Annotated in this window: 19 protein-coding genes; 15 read left to right on the forward strand and 4 right to left on the reverse strand. The window is 52.4% G+C overall.

The window, feature by feature from the left end; genetic code table 11:
• Positions 1-163 precede the first annotated feature (163 nt).
• Entirely contained in the window at positions 164-1,504 is a 1,341-nt protein-coding gene (locus EG886_RS03620; RefSeq protein WP_164491633.1) for a helix-turn-helix domain-containing protein, read from the reverse strand.
• Between the two features lie 271 nt (positions 1,505-1,775).
• Between EG886_RS03620 and EG886_RS03625 the strand changes: the two genes are divergently transcribed.
• Positions 1,776-2,075, forward strand: a complete 300-nt coding sequence (locus tag EG886_RS03625) for a hypothetical protein (protein ID WP_124726864.1) — start codon at positions 1,776-1,778, stop codon at positions 2,073-2,075.
• A gap of 187 nt (positions 2,076-2,262) precedes the next feature.
• On the opposite strand, the gene dnaI is transcribed toward EG886_RS03625, so the two are convergent.
• Positions 2,263-3,195: a primosomal protein DnaI gene (dnaI, locus tag EG886_RS03630; protein WP_164491634.1), complete on the reverse strand. Its 933-nt coding sequence runs from the start codon at positions 3,193-3,195 to the stop codon at positions 2,263-2,265.
• A 178-nt stretch (positions 3,196-3,373) separates the two neighbouring features.
• Here dnaI and EG886_RS03635 point away from each other — a divergent pair, with 178 nt between their 5' ends.
• The 3 genes from EG886_RS03635 (at position 3,374) to EG886_RS03645 (ending at position 8,053) form a co-directional block, all read left to right on the forward strand.
• Positions 3,374-5,398, forward strand: coding sequence for a HelD family protein (locus EG886_RS03635; RefSeq protein ID WP_164491635.1), 2,025 nt, complete (start codon positions 3,374-3,376; stop codon positions 5,396-5,398).
• A gap of 134 nt (positions 5,399-5,532) precedes the next feature.
• Positions 5,533-7,437, forward strand: a complete 1,905-nt coding sequence (locus EG886_RS03640) for a terpene cyclase/mutase family protein (RefSeq protein ID WP_124726867.1) — start codon at positions 5,533-5,535, stop codon at positions 7,435-7,437.
• Between the two features lie 397 nt (positions 7,438-7,834).
• Positions 7,835-8,053, forward strand: a complete 219-nt coding sequence (locus EG886_RS03645; RefSeq protein WP_164491636.1) for a cell wall-binding repeat-containing protein — start codon at positions 7,835-7,837, stop codon at positions 8,051-8,053.
• A gap of 248 nt (positions 8,054-8,301) precedes the next feature.
• Here EG886_RS03645 and EG886_RS03650 read toward each other — a convergent pair whose 3' ends face one another.
• Positions 8,302-8,757 carry a GNAT family N-acetyltransferase gene (locus EG886_RS03650; protein WP_124728644.1) on the reverse strand — a complete coding sequence of 152 codons (456 nt, stop codon included), beginning with the start codon at positions 8,755-8,757 and terminating at the stop codon, positions 8,302-8,304.
• A 430-nt stretch (positions 8,758-9,187) separates the two neighbouring features.
• Here EG886_RS03650 and EG886_RS03655 point away from each other — a divergent pair, with 430 nt between their 5' ends.
• The 11 genes from EG886_RS03655 (at position 9,188) to EG886_RS03705 (ending at position 20,324) form a co-directional block, all read left to right on the forward strand.
• Positions 9,188-9,631, forward strand: coding sequence for an endonuclease domain-containing protein (locus EG886_RS03655; RefSeq protein WP_124726869.1), 444 nt, complete (start codon positions 9,188-9,190; stop codon positions 9,629-9,631).
• Between the two features lie 224 nt (positions 9,632-9,855).
• Positions 9,856-10,473 (forward strand): YhbD family protein, encoded by a 618-nt coding sequence (locus tag EG886_RS03660; RefSeq protein ID WP_124726870.1) that lies wholly within the window; start codon positions 9,856-9,858, stop codon positions 10,471-10,473.
• Between the two features lie 14 nt (positions 10,474-10,487).
• Entirely contained in the window at positions 10,488-11,216 is a 729-nt protein-coding gene (locus tag EG886_RS03665; RefSeq protein ID WP_124726871.1) for a polymer-forming cytoskeletal protein, read from the forward strand.
• A 131-nt stretch (positions 11,217-11,347) separates the two neighbouring features.
• Complete coding sequence (locus tag EG886_RS03670; RefSeq protein ID WP_124726872.1) at positions 11,348-12,022, forward strand: hypothetical protein; 675 nt, start codon at positions 11,348-11,350, stop codon at positions 12,020-12,022.
• 231 nt (positions 12,023-12,253) lie between these two features.
• Positions 12,254-12,796, forward strand: a complete 543-nt coding sequence (locus tag EG886_RS03675; protein WP_124726873.1) for an RNA polymerase sigma factor — start codon at positions 12,254-12,256, stop codon at positions 12,794-12,796.
• Positions 12,793-13,617 (forward strand): zf-HC2 domain-containing protein, encoded by an 825-nt coding sequence (locus EG886_RS03680; RefSeq protein WP_124726874.1) that lies wholly within the window; start codon positions 12,793-12,795, stop codon positions 13,615-13,617. Before EG886_RS03675 ends, EG886_RS03680 begins: the two co-directional genes overlap by 4 nt.
• Before the next feature lie 333 nt (positions 13,618-13,950).
• Positions 13,951-14,340 carry a hypothetical protein gene (locus tag EG886_RS03685; RefSeq protein WP_124726875.1) on the forward strand — a complete coding sequence of 130 codons (390 nt, stop codon included), beginning with the start codon at positions 13,951-13,953 and terminating at the stop codon, positions 14,338-14,340.
• Positions 14,341-14,578: 238 nt separating this feature from the next.
• A complete protein-coding gene (locus EG886_RS03690) occupies positions 14,579-14,872 on the forward strand; it encodes a large conductance mechanosensitive channel protein MscL (protein WP_124726876.1) in 294 nt (97 codons plus the stop codon).
• Positions 14,873-14,874: 2 nt separating this feature from the next.
• Positions 14,875-15,867 carry a zeta toxin family protein gene (locus EG886_RS03695; protein ID WP_124726877.1) on the forward strand — a complete coding sequence of 331 codons (993 nt, stop codon included), beginning with the start codon at positions 14,875-14,877 and terminating at the stop codon, positions 15,865-15,867.
• 411 nt (positions 15,868-16,278) lie between these two features.
• Positions 16,279-19,446 carry a DUF3427 domain-containing protein gene (locus EG886_RS03700; RefSeq protein WP_124726878.1) on the forward strand — a complete coding sequence of 1,056 codons (3,168 nt, stop codon included), beginning with the start codon at positions 16,279-16,281 and terminating at the stop codon, positions 19,444-19,446.
• A gap of 101 nt (positions 19,447-19,547) precedes the next feature.
• Complete coding sequence (locus EG886_RS03705) at positions 19,548-20,324, forward strand: hypothetical protein (RefSeq protein ID WP_124726879.1); 777 nt, start codon at positions 19,548-19,550, stop codon at positions 20,322-20,324.
• 34 nt (positions 20,325-20,358) lie between these two features.
• On the opposite strand, the gene EG886_RS03710 is transcribed toward EG886_RS03705, so the two are convergent.
• Complete coding sequence (locus tag EG886_RS03710; RefSeq protein ID WP_124726880.1) at positions 20,359-20,760, reverse strand: (deoxy)nucleoside triphosphate pyrophosphohydrolase; 402 nt, start codon at positions 20,758-20,760, stop codon at positions 20,359-20,361.
• Positions 20,761-20,807 lie beyond the last annotated feature (47 nt).

Genomic DNA, 20,807 nt, shown 5'->3' on the forward strand with positions numbered 1-20,807 from the left:
GAAGGGGCGGACAATGAGAGCGGAAGCGGAGAATCCACCGGAATCCGACGGTTTTTTTCGCCCGTATCAAGCAAAAGCGCAGCTTGCTCCGTTTTTGGGCAAACTGCGCTTTTCGGCATGTACGAAATATTCTGTCTATTCACCGCGCAATTCCGGCGGCTTGTCAGTGTAGAGCACGATGAGCTTCATCTTCTTCACCTCCTTCAATCAGTTGGACATGGAGCCGGAAGAATCGTTCCTTGTACTTTTCCGACGTCTTGGGATCATCCTTTTCGCAACAACGGGCCAGTTTGACAAGGATTTTTTGCTCCTGCTCCTTGAGGCGATGTTTTTCGGCGATCGAGAGCGCTTGCCGGTAGCATTGCATCGCCTTGTCCGTCTGGTCTTGTCTGACGTGACAATCTCCCAGAAAAATCAGAGCTTCGCAATGCCGGAAGTCATTTCGGGTTTTTTTCCCCAGTTGGACCGCTTTGGCCAGGATTTTTTCCGCGTCGCCGGTCTGACCGGTCTTCAGGTACAGCAGACCCAGCTTGGTGTGGGTGGAGACGAGCAGATGTTTCCGGGTGATCTTTTTCTCCAATTTGAGTGCCATGAGGAAACAACGCTCCGCTTTGGCAAGATCCCCGATCCCCAGGCAAGCTTCTCCCAACGTGGTCCACAGTTCGAACGACCGGTCCACGTTTCCGTACAGGCGGGACCATTCCAGGGCCTCCATGCAGATCCTCGCGGCATTTTCATACAATCCGTGCTTGATCATCAGGCAAGCCCGAACTTCATACATGGTCAGGTGGATGTCGGGAACCCGGATGCTTTCGAATTCCTGCCACAGTTCGTCCAGATAATTGAGAGCCTCCTCGTTGCGATCCATCTTCTCCAGATAGATGATTTGACCGATTTTCAGGTAGTGAACGATGTGGGGCATGTCCCCGTCCGGAAGAAAACAGTCCAGTCCCTTTTCCACATAGAGGAGTGCCTGTTCCAAATTGTTGAGATAGTAGCTGCATCTGGACAGTTCGTAACAGGCCGCCGCCTTCAGATTGGAAGATTCCGCTTCCGGGATCTGGGGGCTCAGGCTGATCACCTTGTGCAGGTGATTTTGTGCCTTCAGCCATTGCCTTTTCCGGGAATAGCACAGCCCTTTGAGGAAATAGGTGTATGCCTGCACCCAAGGTTGGTCGGTCTTGGAGGTCAGGGAACGGAGACTCTCGAGCGCCTGATCGGGTCCGACCAGGTCGATGTCGTGCTCGATGGCGAGCAGCGTCAATTTCGTGTCCGCTTTCCGGCACTTTTCCTCCTGGGCCTGGCAGGAGAGTTCGGTCAGATCCAGCCGGAGCTTCCGGCATATCTCTTTCAATACGATCTCACTGACCATTTCTCCTTTTTCTGCCTTGCGAATTGTGTGAAGTTTGATCACGTCGTCCACCAGGTCGCTTTGTCTCAGCCCCAGTTCTTTCCGCTTGCTTTTGATGACTTTCCCCGCATGTTCGTAATCGAGCTGGAGCAAATCTTCCACCTCCCGAAAAAAAAGATTTGTGGTTTGATTTTTTCGTTTTTGGTTCAAATTCGGTGCATGTATGCGAGCATCGGATGCATTTGTGCGCGAGAAAAACGGGTTCTCCTGACTTTTTTGCCAACTTTTGCGGGGATTCCTTCCGTCCGTATGCATTTTTGCGAATTTGCATGCAAATGTCCGTGGGACTAAACTATGACTATGGGAAGAAATTGGAAGAGTGGAGGTATCATAGCCAACCGAGCGTTTCAGGAGGGAATGAAGGGTGCTGAAAGTTCAGGTGGAAGGCGAGATGAGGAAAGTGGAACCGTTTGTCAGGGAGTTGGCCCGTCGTCCTCACGTGGAAGTGGCATCCGAAGAGGTCCGGGTGATCCGGGAAATGGAGCCGGACATGGTACGGGTCCGGTTCCGGTTGCAGCATCAGCCGCAACGCCGTGTGAAAGTGGTGAGCCTCTTTGACGGAAACGGCCGGGAAATCCGGATTCCCCTCATGGATGTGATCAGCGTCCGGATGGATGACGGCCGCCACATCGTGACAGGTCGTTCGTTTGACATCTTTGCTTGAAAGGAAACCGCGGGAACAACTTTATCATGATGGTCAAGGGAGGCGAGCGGATGCTCGTCGTTTTCCTTTTTCGGAAGAGAATCGTGCGCCCCCGCCACAAAAGCGGAGGGCGCACCGCCTGTTGCCGGAATGTTTGACAACGAATTTGTCCGCCGGACATCCGGCGGCTGCCCGAAATACGGTCGGGTCACTGATCATACCTTCTGTTTCTGCCTTCCACGAGGATGGGCCTTACAAACGGGCGGATGCGCTCCATCAGGCGTTTGGCCTTCAGCGGTTCAAAACCGCCCTTGCCCGTATGGGCGAAATGTTCTTCCAGTTCGTCCAAACTGAGATTGGATGTGTAGATGGTGGGCAAATGTTCGGTCATCCGGTACTGGAAAATGACGGACAAAATGTCGTCGCGGATCCACGGGGTCAGTGTTTCGGCACCGATGTCGTCCAGAATCAGCACGGTCGTGGTTTTGAGCGCATCCACCTTGTCACTGACGCTGTTTTCATTGATGGCCCCCTTCATCTCTTCCACCAGGGCCGGAAGATGAACCATGACGGAAGCGATGCCGATGCTCGCCAGTTGATTGGTCACGGCGCCGGCGATGTAGCTTTTGCCCACTCCGAACGGTCCGTACAGATAGAGTCCCTTGTCCGGCAGCCCGTTTTCGAATTCCATGCAAAAATCAATGGCCGCACTGACGGCTTCTTCCCGTTTGGCACTGAGTTCCACCGATTCGAAGGTGGCGTTTCGGATCTCCACGGGAATGTGGTGGGAACGGATCAGGGAACGCCGGCGTTCGGATTCTTTGTGACTGCGCAGTTTGGAGCATTCGGTCAGTTTCAGGCTGATCGCCAAGCCGTATTGCTCCAGCACCGGGTAGTGCCCCGGAGCGGAATTGGGGCACTTCTCCAGGCCGGGGCATTGGCGACAGCTCGTTCTTTCCGTGACAAACTGGGACAGCAGAATCAGCGAACGCCGGTAACAATCAAGCGGAAGTTCCGGGTGCCGCTCCGCAAACCGCCTCACGTCCGGGTGGCGGAGAAGGGTGCGGAGCATCGCTTCGGGGTCGGGCAAAGGGCGATTTTCTCTATGAAAAGGAACCACAACGTCTCCGAGCTTTTTCATGAATAACTCCTCCGGGAGGATTTTGTGCCGCCCTCGGGCGGAACCATCTTCTATTCTATCAGGAAGAGGGGCCGCCTTCATCCGGAAGCACAATTTTTTCCAATCGCGTTGACTTTGCACGACCGTTTTGAGTAAAATGAATGCTCTTGAAAAAACGCGTGCAAAGGGGAGACCAAGCATGGAAGACGCGATACGAAGCGAGCGATCGCGCCTTCGGGAAGTCCTGGATTTCATCGATCAACGGATAGAGCAATTGTCAAACATCCCTGCCTACCGGGGCAAGGATCCGGTGGAGATCGCCCTGGACGAAAAACGCCGACGTGAATGGGGACAACTGCGTCGCACGTCTTCCCAGCCATATTTCGGACGGCTGGATTTTCGGGAGGACGGGTCGGATCACGTGTCCCCTCTTTATATCGGAAAGTTCGGGATTCAGGGAGACCGGCCGGACGAGCTGCTGGTCATCGATTGGCGGGCTCCCGTGGCGAGCCTGTTCTACTCGTTCGGCGGCCAGGGAGACCGGGCCGAATACCTGTCGCCCGACGGTCCGGTGGAGGGAACCGTGTACTTGAAACGGAACCTGGTCATTCGTCAGCGGGAGCTGGAGCGGGTGGTGGACACTTGGGTTCGTGGCGGGGACAATCTGGGGGCGGCCGACGAGTTTCTGCTGTACCGCCTGGGGGAAAGCAAGGATCACCGCCTTCGCGACATCGTTTCCACCATTCAGTCCGAACAGGACCGGATCATTCGTGCGGAGCGGGACAAGGCCTTGGTGATTCAGGGAGTGCCGGGCAGCGGAAAGACCACCGTCGCTCTGCACAGACTGGCGTATCTGCTCTACCGGTACACCGGGCAAATGCGGCCGGACCGGATGGTGATCTTCGCTCCCAACCGCATGTTTCTGGAATATATTTCGGACGTTCTGCCCGAGCTGGGGGCGGGAGACGTTCGGCAAACCACGTTTGAAGAATGGGCGCTCGAACGGTTGGAAGAAAAGGATCGGATTCCGTGGGCTCCCCATCTTTCGGCACCTTGGCGGGGAACGATCGGATTTCTTCGGGAATTGGACGCGTTCCTCGACCGGACGGAGGAAATGTTCGTGCCCGACATCCCGTTCGTTCCGTGGAACGGCGCGAAACTTTCCCGGGAAGACATTCACCGCCTCCATGATGAGGAATACCGCCATGAGCCGCTCATGAAACGCAAGGATCGGATTCATGCCCGCGTTCGCCGGTGGATGGAAGGGCTGTACAAAGAGATCTCCGACACAGACCCGCGCGGAATCATCCGGAAGGAAGCGCGGAAACGGTTTTCCGCCTGGGCGCGGTCCTGGCCGTCCCACACGCCGTTGAAGCTGTATCGCCGCTTTCTCAAGGAAACGGAAAATGTCCGGCTTCGGGAGGCGGGACCGGATGATCTCGCACCGCTTTTGCGCATTCGACAAAGGCTTTACGGAGTCGCGTCGGAAGAGCGGTTTGAACACGTGGTGGTGGACGAAGCCCAGGATTTTTCACCGGCGCGGTTCGAGGTCCTCAAAGCGTACAGTCGGATGGCGTCATTCACCATTCTCGGGGACTTGCTGCAAAACATCCGGAGCGGCAGAGGCATCGCCGACTGGAACGAAGTGATCGATCTGTTCGACGAAGGGAAGGCGTCCTATCACGAACTCAATCGCAGCTACCGCTCGACCATGGAAATCATCCGGTTTGCCGCCGGAATCATCGAACCGTACCGACGGGGCATCCGGCCTCCGGTTCCGGTGTTTCGCTCCGGCGATCCCGTCAGGGTGGTGAAGGTGACACCGGAGAGGAGACGGGAGACGGTCCGGGAGGAAATCCGGCGTCTCACCGCAAGCGGCTCCAAAACGGTGCTGGTTGCCGTCCGGTCGGAAGAAGAAGCTCTTCGCCTTCATCAGACGCTTCGGGAGTACGGGATCCAGGCCGGCCTGCTGGACCAAACGCAGGAAGGGTACACGGGCGGAATTTCCGTCAGTACCGTCGACCGGGTGAAAGGGATGGAGTTTGATGCCGTGGTGTTGGCCGACGCGGATGCGGCCGACTGGCCGGATGACGAATCTTCGGCCCGGCTTCTTTATGTGGGAGTGACCCGGGCGCTGCACCGGCTGGTGCTGGTCACCTCCGGAGATTTGTCTCCGCTGGTGGAACGGGTGGACCCGACGTTGTATGAGTCGGTGACAGATTGAACGAGACAAAGCTTCATCGCGGGAAACAGCCTGAATCCACGTGCCCGGAATGCACGGGGTTCAGGCTGTTTTTGCGTCATGTCCGTTGCCGCCCGGCCATAACCTGTTAAAAAACGGTGATGAGGAGACGGGATATGCCCGAGGTGAGCCTTGATCAAGTGAACAAAGCGATCCACCGGCTGACCGGTGAGCTGGTTCGCCGTCAGCGGGAGGATGGCCGATGGAGCTTCGGTTTCGTGAACGGACCGATGACCGACAGTCAGTTTCTCCTCCTGACGAACGTACTTGGCATGGAGGAGAACGAGATCCGGCAAGGGATTGCGGAAAGACTGCTTTCCCTTCAGCAACCGGACGGAACCTGGAAACGGTTCCCGGATGAACGGGAAGGCAACCCGTCGGCAACGCTGGAAGCCTGTTTGGCGTTGTTGTACGGAGGATACCGCGATCCGTCCGACCGGCGAATGAAAAAAGCGAGAGAGTTTCTGAAAACCCGGGCGGCGGGCATCGGCTCTCTCTCCCGAACGCTGTTGCCGCTGTTCGGTCACGGGGACTGGAAGAATTTCACCCGTCTTCCGGTTGAATTTTTGCTGTTGCCCGCGCAAAGTCCTTTGAACTTTTTCGATTTCGTCGGGTATGCCCGCGTGCATCTGGCACCGGTCATGGTGCTCGCCGACCTGAAACATTCCTTCCGATTGAAAGCGTTCCGGGAAATTGATGACTGGCTTCCGCCGCTGGGACCGTCTCTCATGGATCCGGTGGAGCCGGAACATTTCATGACCCGCGACGAAATCGCCATCGCCGTGTCCGGGGCGGTGTCTGCCAGACGCCAACTCCGCCGGCTGGCACTGGAACGGGCGGAAGCGTTCATGCTGGAAAGAACGGAAGCGGACGGCACACTCCTCAGCTATGCCAGCTCCACCTTCCTCATGGTGTTTGCGTTGCTTGCGCTGGGATATTCCCGCGGGCACCCGGTGATTCGCCGGGCCGTCCGCGGGCTCGCCTCCTTTGCCCGTCGGACGGAGGGAGGCATACACATCCAGGAAGCCACATCCACCGTCTGGGATACGGCCCTCACGCTGTATGCCCTTCAGGAAGCGGGATGTCCGCCGGACCATCCGTCCGTGAGACGGGGCATCCGGTATTTGCTGAGCCGTCAGCACGATCGGCCGGGGGACTGGATGCTGCGAAATCCGGGGGTGCTTCCGGGCGGATGGGGCTTTTCCGACATCAATACGATCAACCCGGATGTCGACGACACCGGTGCCGCTCTGCGGGCGCTGGCGCCGGCGGTGCGGACTGGCAAACACGGGGAAGCGTGGACACGCGGCATCGGGTGGTTGCTGTCCATGCAAAACCGGGACGGCGGCTGGCCGGCCTTTGAAAAAAACACGAACAAACTGTGGGTGAGGCTGTTGCCGGCCCGGGAGGCTCGCCAGGCGTTCACGGACCCGTCCACCGCCGACATCACCGGTCGGGTGATGCACCTGCTGGGAAGCGTCACGGGTTGGACCATCGATCAACCTGAAATCCGGAGAGCCTGGAGCTGGTTGTATCACCATCAGAAATCGGACGGTTCCTGGTACGGACGTTGGGGAGTGCAGTACATCTACGGAACCTGGGCCGCTCTCACCGGAATGGCCGCCGTTCGCGTACCGCGCAATCATTCCGCCGTCCGCAAGGGGATCCGTTGGTTGCTGTCCGTTCAAAATCCCGACGGGGGATGGGGAGAATCCTGTCACGCGGATGAAAAGAGGAAATACGTTCCGCTGGGCATGTCCACTCCGGTCCAGACCGCTTGGGCTCTGGACGCTCTCATCGCCTGGCATGACACCCCCACGCCGGAGATGGAAAAGGGCATCCGCTGCTTGCTCGGAATGTTGGAGAAGCGGGATGATTCCTGGGCATATCCGGTCGGGGCGGGACTGGCCGGACAGTTCAACGTGGTGTATGAGAGTTATCCGTATGTATGGCCGCTGGTCACGTTGGCTCATTATCGGAGGAAATACGGGAGGTTGTATGAGAAACCGTTGATTCCATGAAGAACATTGTTCTGTTGCCGCCGGCACTTTTCCCGCTCCGTTCCGTTGCTGACGCAAAGTCACTTGCGGGAAAAGCGCCGGCTGTTGCATGGAAGTGAAGTGTCCTGTCTATGGTATACACGTTGAACCGCTGGCCGTTTTTCCTGCTTCGTTCCGTTGCTGACGCAAAGTCACTCCGCAGGAAAAACGCCGGCTTCTGCGTGGAAGTGAAGTGTACTGTCTATGGTGTACACGTTGAACCGCCGGGTGCTGATCCCGCTTCGTTCCGCTGCTTACGCAAAGTCACTCGCGGGAAAGCCCGCGGCAGTGTGGTGGACCGGATCGGCGGATTCAACCGCTATGAAGTGGCGATCAACGTCGCCAAATATGCACCGTTCGCCAGGATCCGAGGGTGCATGTGTTTGCCAAAGGCACCGACTTCCCGGATGTGCTGTCCGGCGGACCTCTGGCGGCAAGATATCATGCACCGATTCTGCTGACTCCGCCCGACCGGATGGATTCGGGGGTCCAATCTTACCTGAACCATACCCAAGAGAAGGACTTCTACTACATCTTGGGCGGTACGGGCTCCATCTCCACGGAAGTGGAAAAACAACTGGATGCGACGATTCAATAATATCGGCGGATGCGATGATTCCCGTTCGCCGGGAACATCGCTCCATCATAAGTGTTTGTCATCAAGCGGACAGAGCGGGAAAACCGCTCTGTTTTTCGTTTGCATCGGTCAATGGGGCAACATCGTTCGTGACCATCGGCCCATACACGCAAATCGTGTCAGGTAAAGAGGAGGGCGCAACGGTAGGCGCGGGACGCGAAGGGGGGGTTACGTGTGAGGGGGTCAGACACGTGAACATTTGTCCTTCATCAGAAAAGATGCTTTGAGAGACGGATCATATCTCGGCACTGAATTCCATTTTCATAAATCGCATCTTGGTAATGATTGATGAAATAGTCTTTATCTATACCTACAATACGGAAGCCACATTTCTGATAGAGGGCCAATTGAGAAATACTTGAATTTCCAGTCCCGACTTCTATCGTTTTATATCCCATCGATTGAGCTGTTTCAATAGCATGGAAAACTAACTTTTTTCCAATCCCCTTTCCTTGCTCCTGCGGTGAAACAGCAATGTTCACGAGCTCCACGGTTTGAGGTCGAGTGTCTATCAACACATATACTCCGATGATATGTCCGTTTCTTACTGCGACGAAACAATGCCCTCGACCAATATAGCTGTTTACAACTTCCAAAGAAGGATCAGCAAGTAAGAGCAAATCAAAAGGAGGCTTTTCATCGTTGTGCAAAGGGCGAATTATCATTACCTTTCCCATCCCCGACTTCATTTTTTGGGTACTCCCAGCCTATATAACTCTTACTGCTATATTGGCAAAACGCATCGGCCGTTCGTTTCGATGAATGAGCGGTCAGGAACCGCGGATTCATGCCGGCCCATGATTCTAAGCTCATCTGATCTCCTGCGTACGGGGTTCAGACTTTCTCTTTCCCATTATGTCGTATACCAAGTATATCAGGCCGTGGAGAAAAAGGCATGCCGTGTTGTTCCTGGCGTTTGCCCAAGCTTTCGCCAAGAGCTGCATGGATCCAATGTCGAGAAGGGAGGGCATTTGTGATGCAAGAGAAATTGCTCACCACTTGGATGTGATCAGAACAAAAAATACACTTGAAGATGCGAATGAATTTTGCTAATTTTTTAAATGAATACTTCCAGTATTTGAAAGGGAGGCCGGCATGGCGAAATTCACCGTGCAGCTCAGGCGGGATTGGGATTATCTCAAGTGGATCGTGATGTATGTGGTGCAGCTGGTGAAAACCAGGCGTCTTCCTGACTGGCAGCGGATCAAATGCAGCCGCAGTCCCATCCAAATTCGGCTTTACGATGCACTGAAACGTGAAGGCTACAAGGTGTTGGCCGAATACGAGACGTGCGGCTATCAGGTGGATCTCGTCATCAAGAAGTACCGGTTGGCCATCGAATGTGACGGCATGGCTTATCACTCCTCCGAGGAGCAGAAGAAAAGGGACCGGAAAAAGACGGCCGTTCTGACGAAGCACGGGTGGAAAGTGATGAGATTCAAGGGAGTGGAGATCAACAGACAGCTCGAGAAATGTGTGAAAAGAATCAATGAATACACGGGGATTCACGAAAAAAAGCGGTGGTTTTTCCGGAAATGAGGAATGGACGAAATCCCTATGCCGAACCGACCGGCCCGGATGAGCGGGTCGGTTTGTTTTTTGGAGCGGAATGCCGCCGTAACGGCAGAGAGCGGGGGCGCATCCGGCGGGGACATCGGCGAAATTTCGGCGTCAAAGATTTTTTCTTTCTTAACGTAACAGTGTTATGTTACAATGGGTGCAGAGGGATGTATTTGGTGCAAACCGAGGAGGAGGTGTCATCGGTGGAAACCGACCTCATTTCCAAGAAGGAACTGTTGGAGCTGACCGGGATTTCCTACGGGCAGCTTTATCGGTGGAAACGCAAGAAACTGATTCCCGAGGAATGGTTTATTCGCAAGTCGACGTTCACGGGGCAGGAAACCTTCTTTCCCAGGGATAAGGTGTTGGCCCGCATCGAAAAGATCAAGAACATGAAGGAAGATCTTTCGTTGGATGAGATCGCGGAACTGCTTTCCCCTCTGCCGATCCCCCGCAGCGTCAAACGATCCGAGGTGGCGGGATTGGTGTCGGAAACGACGCTCCGGTGGTTCACTGAGAAGTACGGGGATCCCGAAGAATGGGAATTCGGCCGGGTGCTCTCCCTGTATGTGTTGGACCGGTTGGTGAAAACCGGGGAGATCAGTCTGGCGGAAGGCGAAACGTTGTACGGACTCCTCGGGAAGACGGAAGGGATGGGCGGCGAGAAGGGATGCGAGCTGATCTTCTTCCGCAAGATGGGGGTTTCCGGATTTGCTCTGATCGAGGCGGGGCAGGACATCCGCTTTGATGACCAGGTCAAGATTCCGGTTCGTCTTCAACTTTCCCAGCTCTCGGAAGAACTGAAAATCAAACTGATTTGACGGAGGGGGATTTCATGGATCACAACGATCTGTTGATTTCCGGATCAATGAGCACCGCCGGAGGGACATTCGGACAAGTGAAAATCTCCGGACATGCAACGGTCAAAGGGGATTTGCAATGCAATGACTTCAAGGTGAACGGAAATGCCGATGTGAGCGGCGGGGTGCGTGCCACCGATGCCGTCATTCGGGGAAACTTCATGGCGGACGGTGATTTTCGGGCATCCAGTCTGCAGTTGCACGGTCATGCAGACATCAAGGGGGACTGTCATGCGGACCGGATTTTGCTCAGAGGCATGACCAAGATCGGCAAGAGTCTCACCGGGGAAGAAATGGAGATCAAAGGGACTGTCCACGTCAAGGAAAACTGCGAAGCGGAAGTGTTCAACATTCAAGGGTCCTTTGAAATCGGGGGGCTCCTCAATGCCGGAAAGATCGACATCACCCTTTTCGGGGGAGCCAAGGTCAAGGAAATCGGCGGAGAAACCATCACGGTGAATCGAGAGACGATCACGAGCAAAATCGCCCGTTTGATTAAATCTCTGTTTTCCTTTTCCATGAACCACACGCTCACCGCCGACGTGATCGAAGGGGATGACATTCGCCTCGAATACACCACGGCTTCCGTGGTGCGCGGCAATCATGTGAAGATCGGACCCGGGTGTGAGATCGGGCTCGTGGAGTACAAGAACAGCCTGGATGTATCCCCGGAAGCCACGGTGAAGGAACGGAAGAAAATCTGAAGAGGTTCGGAAGGGATTTCCAAAGCCGGATATTCCGGCTTTTTTTCTTTTTTTCGGAAACTGTTCACGAGCGGGAAGTTTTCCGAAGAGTTATCATCTTTTCAGAAAAATCATCGCACCCGGAGGACCAGATGAACGGAAGAAACAAGTTTTTTGCGCTGCTGTTGACGGTGACGCTGATCGTTCCGTTGACCGGCTGCAAATGGGGAAAAGCGGGCGGTTTTCTCGGGGATTTCGTGGAAAGGGCCGTCCGCCGCGAAGTCGGTGACGCAATATTAAGAAAGCCCACGGTGGAGGAGCGTGCGGCATTCAACTATGTCCGGAACTTGTATCAACCTTGGCTCTCTGAGCAAGAGAAAAAAGAAATCATGGACATGCTTTTGCCGGATGAACCATTGAAGAGGACGCTGAACGACCATGGACCCGATCCCATCCTGGAGCAGCTGGAACGCGAACATTGGAATGAACCGTCCCGGTCCATCGGTGAAGTCATGATCACTTCGCGAGCACGGGAAAATTTGAAGTCTCCGGAAAAATTGCGGGGAGTCATGATCTTCGCCAAAAGCGAGATTTACGTCTTTTTTCCGCCCGGTACGCTGAAACCGGGATCGGACGGACGTCAAACCGCTTTGCGCAAATTGACGTTGGTCAATCTGTTGGACAACTCGTGGCGCGTCGTGAAGGATGAAGTGGTGCTGAAACATCCCGAAAACCCCATGACGTTCCAACAGTTCCTCGACTCCGAGGATTATGAAAACATCTTCCCCGTGATTCAAGACTGGAAACGGGGAGAAACGTTGTTGTAAGATCCGCTTTCCCGTCACGGGAAAGCGGAATCCGTTTCATTTTCCGTTCCTCACCGCCCCCTTTTCTTGTCGATCAGCGAAATTTCCTGCTTACTTCACGAAGATCCCGGTACTTTGTCCTGAAAAATTTTCGATGTTGGTTGTGTTTTTTGGCAAACGGGAACATAAAAGTCGTGGTGGGAACGGATGAAATAGTGAGGGAACAGAAAGACAGAACAGGGAGGGAGCGGGATGCAGGACGAAGCGGTGTTGGTGGAGAAAGTCCTCGCAGGGAATCGGGAAGCCTTTGAACCCCTGGTCCGGAAATATGCGCCACGGATCTATCGGGTGGTGTTGCGCATGGTTCATCATTCGGAGGATGCCCGTGACCTGACACAAGAAATCTTTTTTCAGGTATACAGAAAGTTGTCCTCTTACCAACCGGATCGACGCTTCTCCACCTGGCTGTACCAGATCGCCGTCAACCGCTGCATCGATGAACTGAGAAAGAGAAAAGGGAAGCGGTTGGTGGCACTGAACGATGAATGGGTGAGCAATGAACCGGGGCCGGAGAAGGTGGCCATTGATCGGATGAGAGTCGATGATATACTGAAGAGTTTGGACGGGATGCCGGAGAATTGGAAGCTCATTTTTCTTCTACGGTTCGTCGATGATCTGAGTTATTCGGAAATCGCCGAGGTGCTGGGGATCAGCTTGAATGATGTTCGGAACGGTCTGTATCGCACCAGGCAGAAGTTGAGAATGCAATTTCAGGCAAAGGAGGGAGCCGGATGAGAAGCTGTGTGGACGACGAAGTCATCATGGCTTTCGCGGACGGGGAACTTTCACCGCAAGAACGGAACATGGTTCAGGATCACTTGCGGAATTGCCCCGCATGCGAATATCGCCTGCATGCATTTCTGGAGGAAAATCAAAGGTACGCCGATTGGATGAAAGAACCGGACTTGCCGGACGGATGGGTGGAACAAATCAGGGGAAGCGTCAGCGGTGAAGACCGGAAAACGTTTTTCGGAGGCCGGATCCGCCCAAAGCCCGTCTTCCGTTGGATCAGTCTGGCTTCCGCGTGCGCACTGCTTCTTGTCGGCGGAATTCTTTGGCTGTCCCCTTCGTTCACGCTGTTTTCCGGAGGCGATGTGTCCACGGCCGGGATTCACAGGAACATCAAGAGGGACCGAAACATGGATCAAGCGGACTGGAGTGTCACGGACAAGGGCGTGACGCTTCGTATCATCGATCTGGTGGTTCATCCGAGCGAAATCGTGGCCACATACGAGATCCTGAAGGAAGGAAAGAGGCTGGATCCCAGGCAATATCGGGACGAAGAAAAGCGGATCGATTTTGTCCGGGCGTTTCTGGTGCACGAAAGCGGAAAGATTTTGAAGGAAAATCCTTGGATCGGACAAAAGGGAGAGTACGGTTATGTTTCTTTTCGGGATCTGCCTGTCCCGCTGCCCGAACTGCTCTTTTTGGAATTCACATCCGACGGGTTCAACGGGGTCCCGGGCAATTGGAGTCTGAGAATCCCCGTTTACGTGAGCATGGCGGACCCGGGTGAAAACGGGAACGTCACGGATGGGACTCGGGAGGGACCATGAATGAAGGCGGGCTGCCTCAGGTGAAAACAGCATGGATGATGAGAACACATCTACATATATTCGTGTTTTGATATATAATGAGAATGGAAATCTTCATCCTGAGGAGACAGCCCCATGGAAGTATTAACAGTCAATGCACAGCAAGCGGAAATCATCTCAAGTGGTTTGGAAGAATTGATAAATGCCGTGAAAGAAGCAGCGGAGCTTGAAACGTTCCTGGAAAAGTTTGATGATATGGATTTGAGTGATTTCAGTTTTCGTCGGATGGAACCCCCGGTAAATCCTCAGCCGGTGTTTGCACGGAGGAGCTTTGTATCTTCCGGTGGTGCCAGGATGGCGAAAATGAAAATCAGGCCGTCTCAACCATATTCTCCGCCGGAAATGCCCATGCAAGAAATGCCCATGCAAATGGATGTGTCCATGCAAGCCGCACATGCCGCGGAAGCGGCCATGCACTCAACGCAATTCCAAAAGAAGCATCCGTCTCAACCTCCGTCCGCGGACGAGCTTCGAAAAGAGCTCAAGCAACTTCGTGAACTTTCGGAAAAGGTCAACCGTCAGCTGAAGCGGGGGCAATTGGAAAAAACCACGCTGATCACCTTGAATGAGAAGTTGGGTTATTTGAAAATCAATTATGGAAACATCGCCGCCATTTCCGTGGCGGCGGCCGGGATCATCAGCGGGTTGAAGGACTTGATCGAATTGATTCAGATGTTCGATTGAGCTCCGTCAACCGCCGTGTGAAGCGGGACCTTGCAAGGTTCCGTTTTTTTGTTTCATGCTTTCCCCATGGCCCCGGTGCACTCTGCTTCGCATGAGGAGGATGCGGATAATGGTCAATTGAAAAAACATAGAGGAAAAATTTATAATATGATCGGGATAATCAGCGAAGATCTGGAAAAGTGTTCGATGAAAAACGGTGACTGATTTAAAAATTCATCATCTGAGGAGGATGCTTTCCTTGTCTGACAATTCATCGAGAAGCATGGAAGATATCGTGAACGCCATGCCGGAGTGGGTGAAAATGGATGTCGCCATTGAAATCATGGCGGAAGTGCTCTCGGATCAAAGACGGGCCATAGCGGAAGAAGAGAACAAAGAACTTCCGGATCCGGAAAAGCTGAAACGATTGAAAGACGAGAAAAGGGAGCTTCTCAAAGAACGGCAAGCCATGTACACGGGCGACAAGGAAGTGATTCACAAGATCCTCATCAAATACGGGGAAAAAGTCAGAGAGAAATATACGGGGGCATAGGGATGGATCCGCTCGCATACAAGTTGTCCGATGAAGAGCACCAAGAGGTCTTCGAACGCCTGAAAAATGAATTGTTTGCGTTTACCACTTCGGTGGAGAAACCGACGGCCGTCATTTTGGGAGGACAGCCCGGGGCGGGAAAAGGGGGCTTGATTGCTCTTTCGGCACGTGAGTTTCCGGATTCCAACTTCGTGGTGATCAACGGAGATGAATTTCGCAAAGAACATCCGAAGAGTGAAGAAATCTTCAAGAAGCATGAACAGGATTACGCGAAGCTGACGGATCCGGACGTCCGGGAGTGGACCAAAAAATTGTTCGACCTTGCGATTCAAACGAAAAGAAACCTGATTTTCGAAGGCACCATGCGAACGGACGGCCCGATCCGAAACACGCTCCGGAACCTGAAACAGCAAGGCTACCACGTGGTGGTCCGGGTCATGGCCGTGAATGAAAAAATCAGCCTCTTGGGCACCCATGAAAGGTATGAAGAGCAAAAACAAATCTTCGGCCATGGAAGATCCGTGCCGAAAGAAGCCCATGATGCAGCTTATGACGGCATGCTTCGAACCATTGAACGCATCGAGAAAGAAAAGCTGTTTGATTTGCTTCAGGTCTACAACCGGGACAAAACCCTTCTTTACGAAAATCGGGTCCTCGGGAATGAATGGAAACATCCTCCCAAAGTCGTTGAGGCGATCCAAAAAGAACGGAACAAAGAATGGACCCCTGAACAAGTCGAACAATACATCAAAGCATGGAACCGAGTGATGGACAAAATGGTTCTCAGAAACGCGGATCCGCAGGAAATCATTGCGGTCTGTCGGCTCTGCCATGAGATTCTTGCCAACGATCTTGTGCGTGCGCAAAGCAAGATTGCGAAGTTGACGAAAGTCATTCAGCTCAATCAACTGCTCCAAAAGGAATCGCCGAACAAGCATCAGGTTTCTTTGAATACGAACAAAATGCAAAACAGGGAAGATGATGTGGTGCGATGACCTGAGTCTGCCGCGCTGGACCCGACCAGGCGACGGCAAGGCGCGGCAACTAAATCCGGGTGTTTCCTAGGGGGGTAAAATCAAGAATCATAGTTGTGTTCACGGTGGTTTGAAAGAGAGGGCATGACATGAAGAATAGTGATGGTAAATCCGTTTGAGTTGCATCCATGGTGGAACATCTCGTGGCACAACAAGAGCCGGCAGGGAGCTTTTCCCATGCCGGCACTGTTCTTTTAGGCGGAGCTATTCCATTGATCAATGACACGATCCGTAATGAATAATAATAATTATATCACATGAAACCATGCAATAAAGCATCAATTGATTTGATAATATTGGGATGATTCCACATTTCAATCGGGGTCAGTATGAAAGAGAAAGTCTTATGAAGAAGTGGAGGACCAACTCGGAATGACCCAGCAAAAAGGCATCTTTGAGGAGATCAAACGAGAAAACAAAGCCTATCCTGATCAGCAAGTTGTGCTGCCGCTCAGCCCGAGTGATTATCTTGAATCGCTGATTCATCATACGGCTCGTCAATTAGAACACCGGTTTCGGAAACTGATTCGTGAAGCGAAACATGTGCAAATGCTGGATCTCGTTCAAAAGATCGGTGAATTAGTAGAGAAAGATGCTCATGAAAAACTAAGCTTACCACTTTCGAAGATTATGTACCGATTTGATCAACAGGAATTTCCAGTGATCTATGATCAATCACTGACGAAACTGCAGTTGATCGCCAACGAGTCGCAGACAATGAACAATTTCTTTAAATCCTTGAAGTTTGAGATGCTCACTTCAGATTCAGTGGATTTTATGGTTAGTTTTGTGCGAAAGTCTGGGGTTCAGCTTTTGATTCGTCCGCTTCAAGAATTAGAACGCCTTGGCAAGCGCGTTCGAGTTTTGACTTCGACGTACATGAATATTACGGAGCCCGAGGCTTTGAAGAAATTGCTCGGCTTTTCAAATGTTGAAGTGAGGGTTTATCAAACAGAGGGTGAATCGTTCCATACGAAAGCCTACCTCTTCCACCGAGATTCTGGACTGAACTCCGTAATCATTGGTTCATCCAACTTGTCGCATTCTGCGTTACGCAATGGGTATGAGTGGAATGTGAAAATACCGAGTGCAGGTTATTTGCCCATCTATGATCAGGCCAAGCAAAAGTTTCAACAAACATGGGAAGACCGCAAGGCCATCGCCATCGACGAGGCGTGGTTGAATCAATATCAGATGGTCTTTCAGCAAGCGAAGATGAAGAAGAAAGAGAGTGAAGTCCTGTTACAGCCGAAACCCATATATCTCACTGATCGGTCATCTCCACCCGTTCAACCGAATGGGATGCAAGAACAAGCGTTGAAAGCATTGAAGCAAAGCCGATGGAATGGCCACAAAAAAGGGATGATTATCGCAGCCACGGGTACGGGGAAGACCTATTTGTCAGCATTCGATGTGTTTGATGTGAAGCCGAAGCGCTTGTTGTTTATTGCTCATCGTGAAGAGTTGTTAGATCGAGCGATGGAAACATTTTCACATGTATTTGGACGGGACGATCTCTTTGGAAAACTAACGGGCAATGAAAAACAAGTCCATCGGCCATACCTGTTTAGCACCATTCAAACCTTAAGTAGAGATGATACGCTATATGCATTTGAAAAAGATGAATTTGACTATATCATTGTTGACGAATTTCACCGTGCAGGTGCTGATAGTTATCTAAAGGTCCTTGATTATTTTTCTCCCCATTTCTTGCTGGGAATGACCGCAACGCCAGAACGGGCTGATGGAAAAGATGTATTTCGCTTGGTGGATTATCATGTGATCTACGAGATTCGGCTTCGAGATGCCCTTGAACATGATTTGCTTGTGCCATTTCATTATTTTGGGCTTTCCGATGATACGGTGAACTATGAAAAAGTAAAGCGTGTACACGGCCTTTATGATGAAGAAGATCTCACGCGCGCCCTGAGTACGAACAAGCGCGTCGATTACATTTTGGATATGATCCGGACGTATGGATATGATGGAGATCGCATGATCGCGCTAGGATTTTGCGCCAGCGTGCGACACGCGGAATATATGGCCGAGCAGTTTACTCAACGTGGAATTCTTGCAGTCAGCCTCACGGGGAAACATTCGCCGGAATATCGGAGAAAGATGGTTCAGCGATTGGAAGATGAGCATGACCCTCTTCAGATAATCTTTACGGTGGATATCTTCAATGAAGGCATCGACATTCCGAAGTGTAATTTGATTCTTTTCCTTCGACCCACCGAATCACCCACTGTCTTTATGCAACAGCTAGGCCGTGGACTGCGAAAGACTGAAGGGAAAGAGTTTGTCACGATATTGGATTTTATCGGAAATTGCCACAAGTCCTTTGTCATCCCGCTGGCACTTTCAGGCCAAACCAATCATCGGGCTTTTGACCGGGACTCCCTTCGAATCGCTGTTCAACATGAATTTGCAGATTTACCTGGTGGATCGTATGTCGATTTAGAGCCGATTGCTCAGAAGGAGATTCTGAAAAGAATTGAGCAGATCAAAATGGATTCCAACGAGATGCTAAAAAATCTGTACGAGCAGTTTAAGAAGGATTTGGGGCGCTCTCCGGAGCTGATCGACTTTTTATACACAGAAAACGCTCCAAGTGTCACATTTTTCATCCAAAAGTATGGGTCATGGGTAAAAACGAAAGAAAGAATGAAGGACCTTTCATCCTTCGATGAGAAACTGCTTCAACATCCATATGGTCTGGAAGTGGTTCAACGATTGGAGCAGATGCTTCCTCTGAAGTGGCCCTATGAGTTTATCTTGCTTGAATGGGCCATGGAGAAAGGCTCCATCACAGTCGAAGATGTGCTTTCACGACTAGAAAAGAAGTTTTGCTTACAGTTGGACAAGGAAAAACACATGAACCGTATTTTGCGTGCTATGGAACGTTGCTCACAGCCTTATAAAAAGCAGTCATGGAGTTTTGGAAGCGTGGAGCATGAAGTATTCAACGTGGATCCTTCATTTGTTTCATGGCTCCAGGACGAGCAAGTCTTGGAATATGTGCGAGAGCGTATCGATTATGGGCTCATTGAATACCGCAGAGGGTACCAACCTGAACGGTCCTTGGGAGATGGGCAACCGTTTATTCTGTATCAAAACTATACGCGAAACGATGTTCTTGTTTTGTCAGGTTCAAAAGACAAAGAGGGCTCTTGGCGTGAGGGAGTCAGTTGCGTTGGAGATCATTATTTCCTCTTTGTCAATCTAAACAAGGGCGAGTCAGTGGCCGAGCACCTCAAATATAAGGACTATTTCATCGATCCATCGCATTTCCATTGGCAGAGTCAAAACCAAACTTCACATGAATCCATGAGAGGAAAAGACTACGTGTTACATAAAGAGAGAGGGAAACACATCCATTTGTTCGTTCGCAAATTTGAAAAAATGCATGGCTTGACTCTCCCGTTTATGTATCTAGGGGAAGTCGATTATGTTTCCAGCCATGGCGACAAACCCATGAATATCACTTGGCGCCTTCATCATACCATTCCTGAACACATTTTCATCGACCTCATCCGTTGACAAGTCCATCAATTCCTTTCACTATGAAAACAGGCCGATCTTCACGAAATCGTGATTGATTCGGGCCTGTTTTCTTCTGTGGAGAGAAAGGAGTGCATCCCATGCACTTTCTGACAAGCCGATTGAAGCTGTTGGAGCGGAAAGAGGGGGAATCTTCATCGGAGGATCGCCGATGGAACGGTCGAAAGGAGCAGAAATTGAAAAAGCTGCGCAGCATGCAGAGAAGGCGGCGGATTGAGTCGTCCCTGCAACGGGCGAAGCGGCAAGGGCCCCGCTGGGTGGGCAACGGGCTTCTGGTGCTTTTGGTGATCGCCCTTGTCTCCGTGCTCGCGTATTTCGGGGTGAGGTGGTGGAAAGCCGCCAATCTGAATGCGGAAGAAAATGCCGCGATCATCACGGCACTGGTCGGTGCGGCGACGGTATTGGCGACGCTGGTGGCGAACTATCGGTCCAACTGGCAAAACCGCCGGAGTTTCGCGCATTCGAGGGTGTATGAACGCAAGTTGGAAGCGTACACGAAGATGGCCGAAGTGTTTTTCCGGATGAATCATGCCTTCTTCCTTTACGATGATTCGGGGAACCGGGCGTACGGGGAGGAAGCCCGGGACCTGTATGTTCAGGTGGTGAAAGAGCTGGTCCCCAGGCATTTGCTCTTCATTTCCCATGAAGTGTTGGACCTCATCAATGACATGGCCAAGGTGATCCCTGTGCCCGGTGAGGAAGAGGACCGGGAAGTGGAGGAGAAGTATTTCCGCTTTTTGATGGAGTACTACGAACCTCTGATGGATGCGTTTCACAAGGAGCTGGGAACGGAGTCGATCACGGAAGAGCTCCGGGACATGGTGCAGTACCATCCCGAGATGTTCAACCGGTTTTGAGTCTCCAAACGAAATCGTCCGCGAACGGACTGCGTCATTTGACGGCCTGTTCGCGGACGATTTTTTTTACGGCGGGGATGTCGGCAGGCGCCCAATTCAGGGTTTCCAGTTCGCTCACCGGCAACCACCGCAGCTCGGCATGCTCCCGCGGAACGGGGGTTCCCCGAATGATGGTGGCTTCATACGTGATGAGCCGCACCCGGACGCCGGGATAGTCATGCAACGTGTCTTCCACCATGTTGCCCACTCGGATGTCGCACCCCAGTTCTTCGCGGATTTCGCGGACCAGCGTCTCTTCGGGTGTCTCCCCCGGATCGATCTTGCCGCCGGGAAATTCCCACAGATTGGGCATGGACATGGTTTCGGAACGCAACGCACAGAGAACGTCTCCCGATTCATTGCGAATGACGGCGCCGACCACGTCGACCTGTTTCATGGCTTGACTCCTTTTGAGCATATTTTCCACATTGTAGCATGATGGAC

This window comes from Staphylospora marina, assembly GCF_003856495.1.
Classification (GTDB): domain Bacteria; phylum Bacillota; class Bacilli; order Thermoactinomycetales; family Thermoactinomycetaceae; genus Staphylospora; species Staphylospora marina.

What these genes read in the sequence shown, in the direction of transcription:
- dnaI (WP_164491634.1), bottom strand. Translation starts at nt 3,195, where the DNA reads ATGAAAAAGCTCGGAGACGTTGTGGTTCCTTTTCATAGAGAAAATCGC.
- EG886_RS03670 (WP_124726872.1), top strand. Translation starts at nt 11,348, where the DNA reads ATGAACGGAAGAAACAAGTTTTTTGCGCTGCTGTTGACGGTGACGCTG.
- EG886_RS03695 (WP_124726877.1), top strand. Translation starts at nt 14,875, where the DNA reads ATGGATCCGCTCGCATACAAGTTGTCCGATGAAGAGCACCAAGAGGTC.
- EG886_RS03655 (WP_124726869.1), top strand. Translation starts at nt 9,188, where the DNA reads ATGGCGAAATTCACCGTGCAGCTCAGGCGGGATTGGGATTATCTCAAG.
- EG886_RS03635 (WP_164491635.1), top strand. Translation starts at nt 3,374, where the DNA reads ATGGAAGACGCGATACGAAGCGAGCGATCGCGCCTTCGGGAAGTCCTG.
- EG886_RS03640 (WP_124726867.1), top strand. Translation starts at nt 5,533, where the DNA reads ATGCCCGAGGTGAGCCTTGATCAAGTGAACAAAGCGATCCACCGGCTG.
- EG886_RS03700 (WP_124726878.1), top strand. Translation starts at nt 16,279, where the DNA reads ATGACCCAGCAAAAAGGCATCTTTGAGGAGATCAAACGAGAAAACAAA.
- EG886_RS03705 (WP_124726879.1), top strand. Translation starts at nt 19,548, where the DNA reads ATGCACTTTCTGACAAGCCGATTGAAGCTGTTGGAGCGGAAAGAGGGG.
- EG886_RS03675 (WP_124726873.1), top strand. Translation starts at nt 12,254, where the DNA reads ATGCAGGACGAAGCGGTGTTGGTGGAGAAAGTCCTCGCAGGGAATCGG.
- EG886_RS03685 (WP_124726875.1), top strand. Translation starts at nt 13,951, where the DNA reads ATGGCGAAAATGAAAATCAGGCCGTCTCAACCATATTCTCCGCCGGAA.
- EG886_RS03650 (WP_124728644.1), bottom strand. Translation starts at nt 8,757, where the DNA reads ATGATAATTCGCCCTTTGCACAACGATGAAAAGCCTCCTTTTGATTTG.
- EG886_RS03665 (WP_124726871.1), top strand. Translation starts at nt 10,488, where the DNA reads ATGGATCACAACGATCTGTTGATTTCCGGATCAATGAGCACCGCCGGA.
- EG886_RS03710 (WP_124726880.1), bottom strand. Translation starts at nt 20,760, where the DNA reads ATGAAACAGGTCGACGTGGTCGGCGCCGTCATTCGCAATGAATCGGGA.
- EG886_RS03680 (WP_124726874.1), top strand. Translation starts at nt 12,793, where the DNA reads ATGAGAAGCTGTGTGGACGACGAAGTCATCATGGCTTTCGCGGACGGG.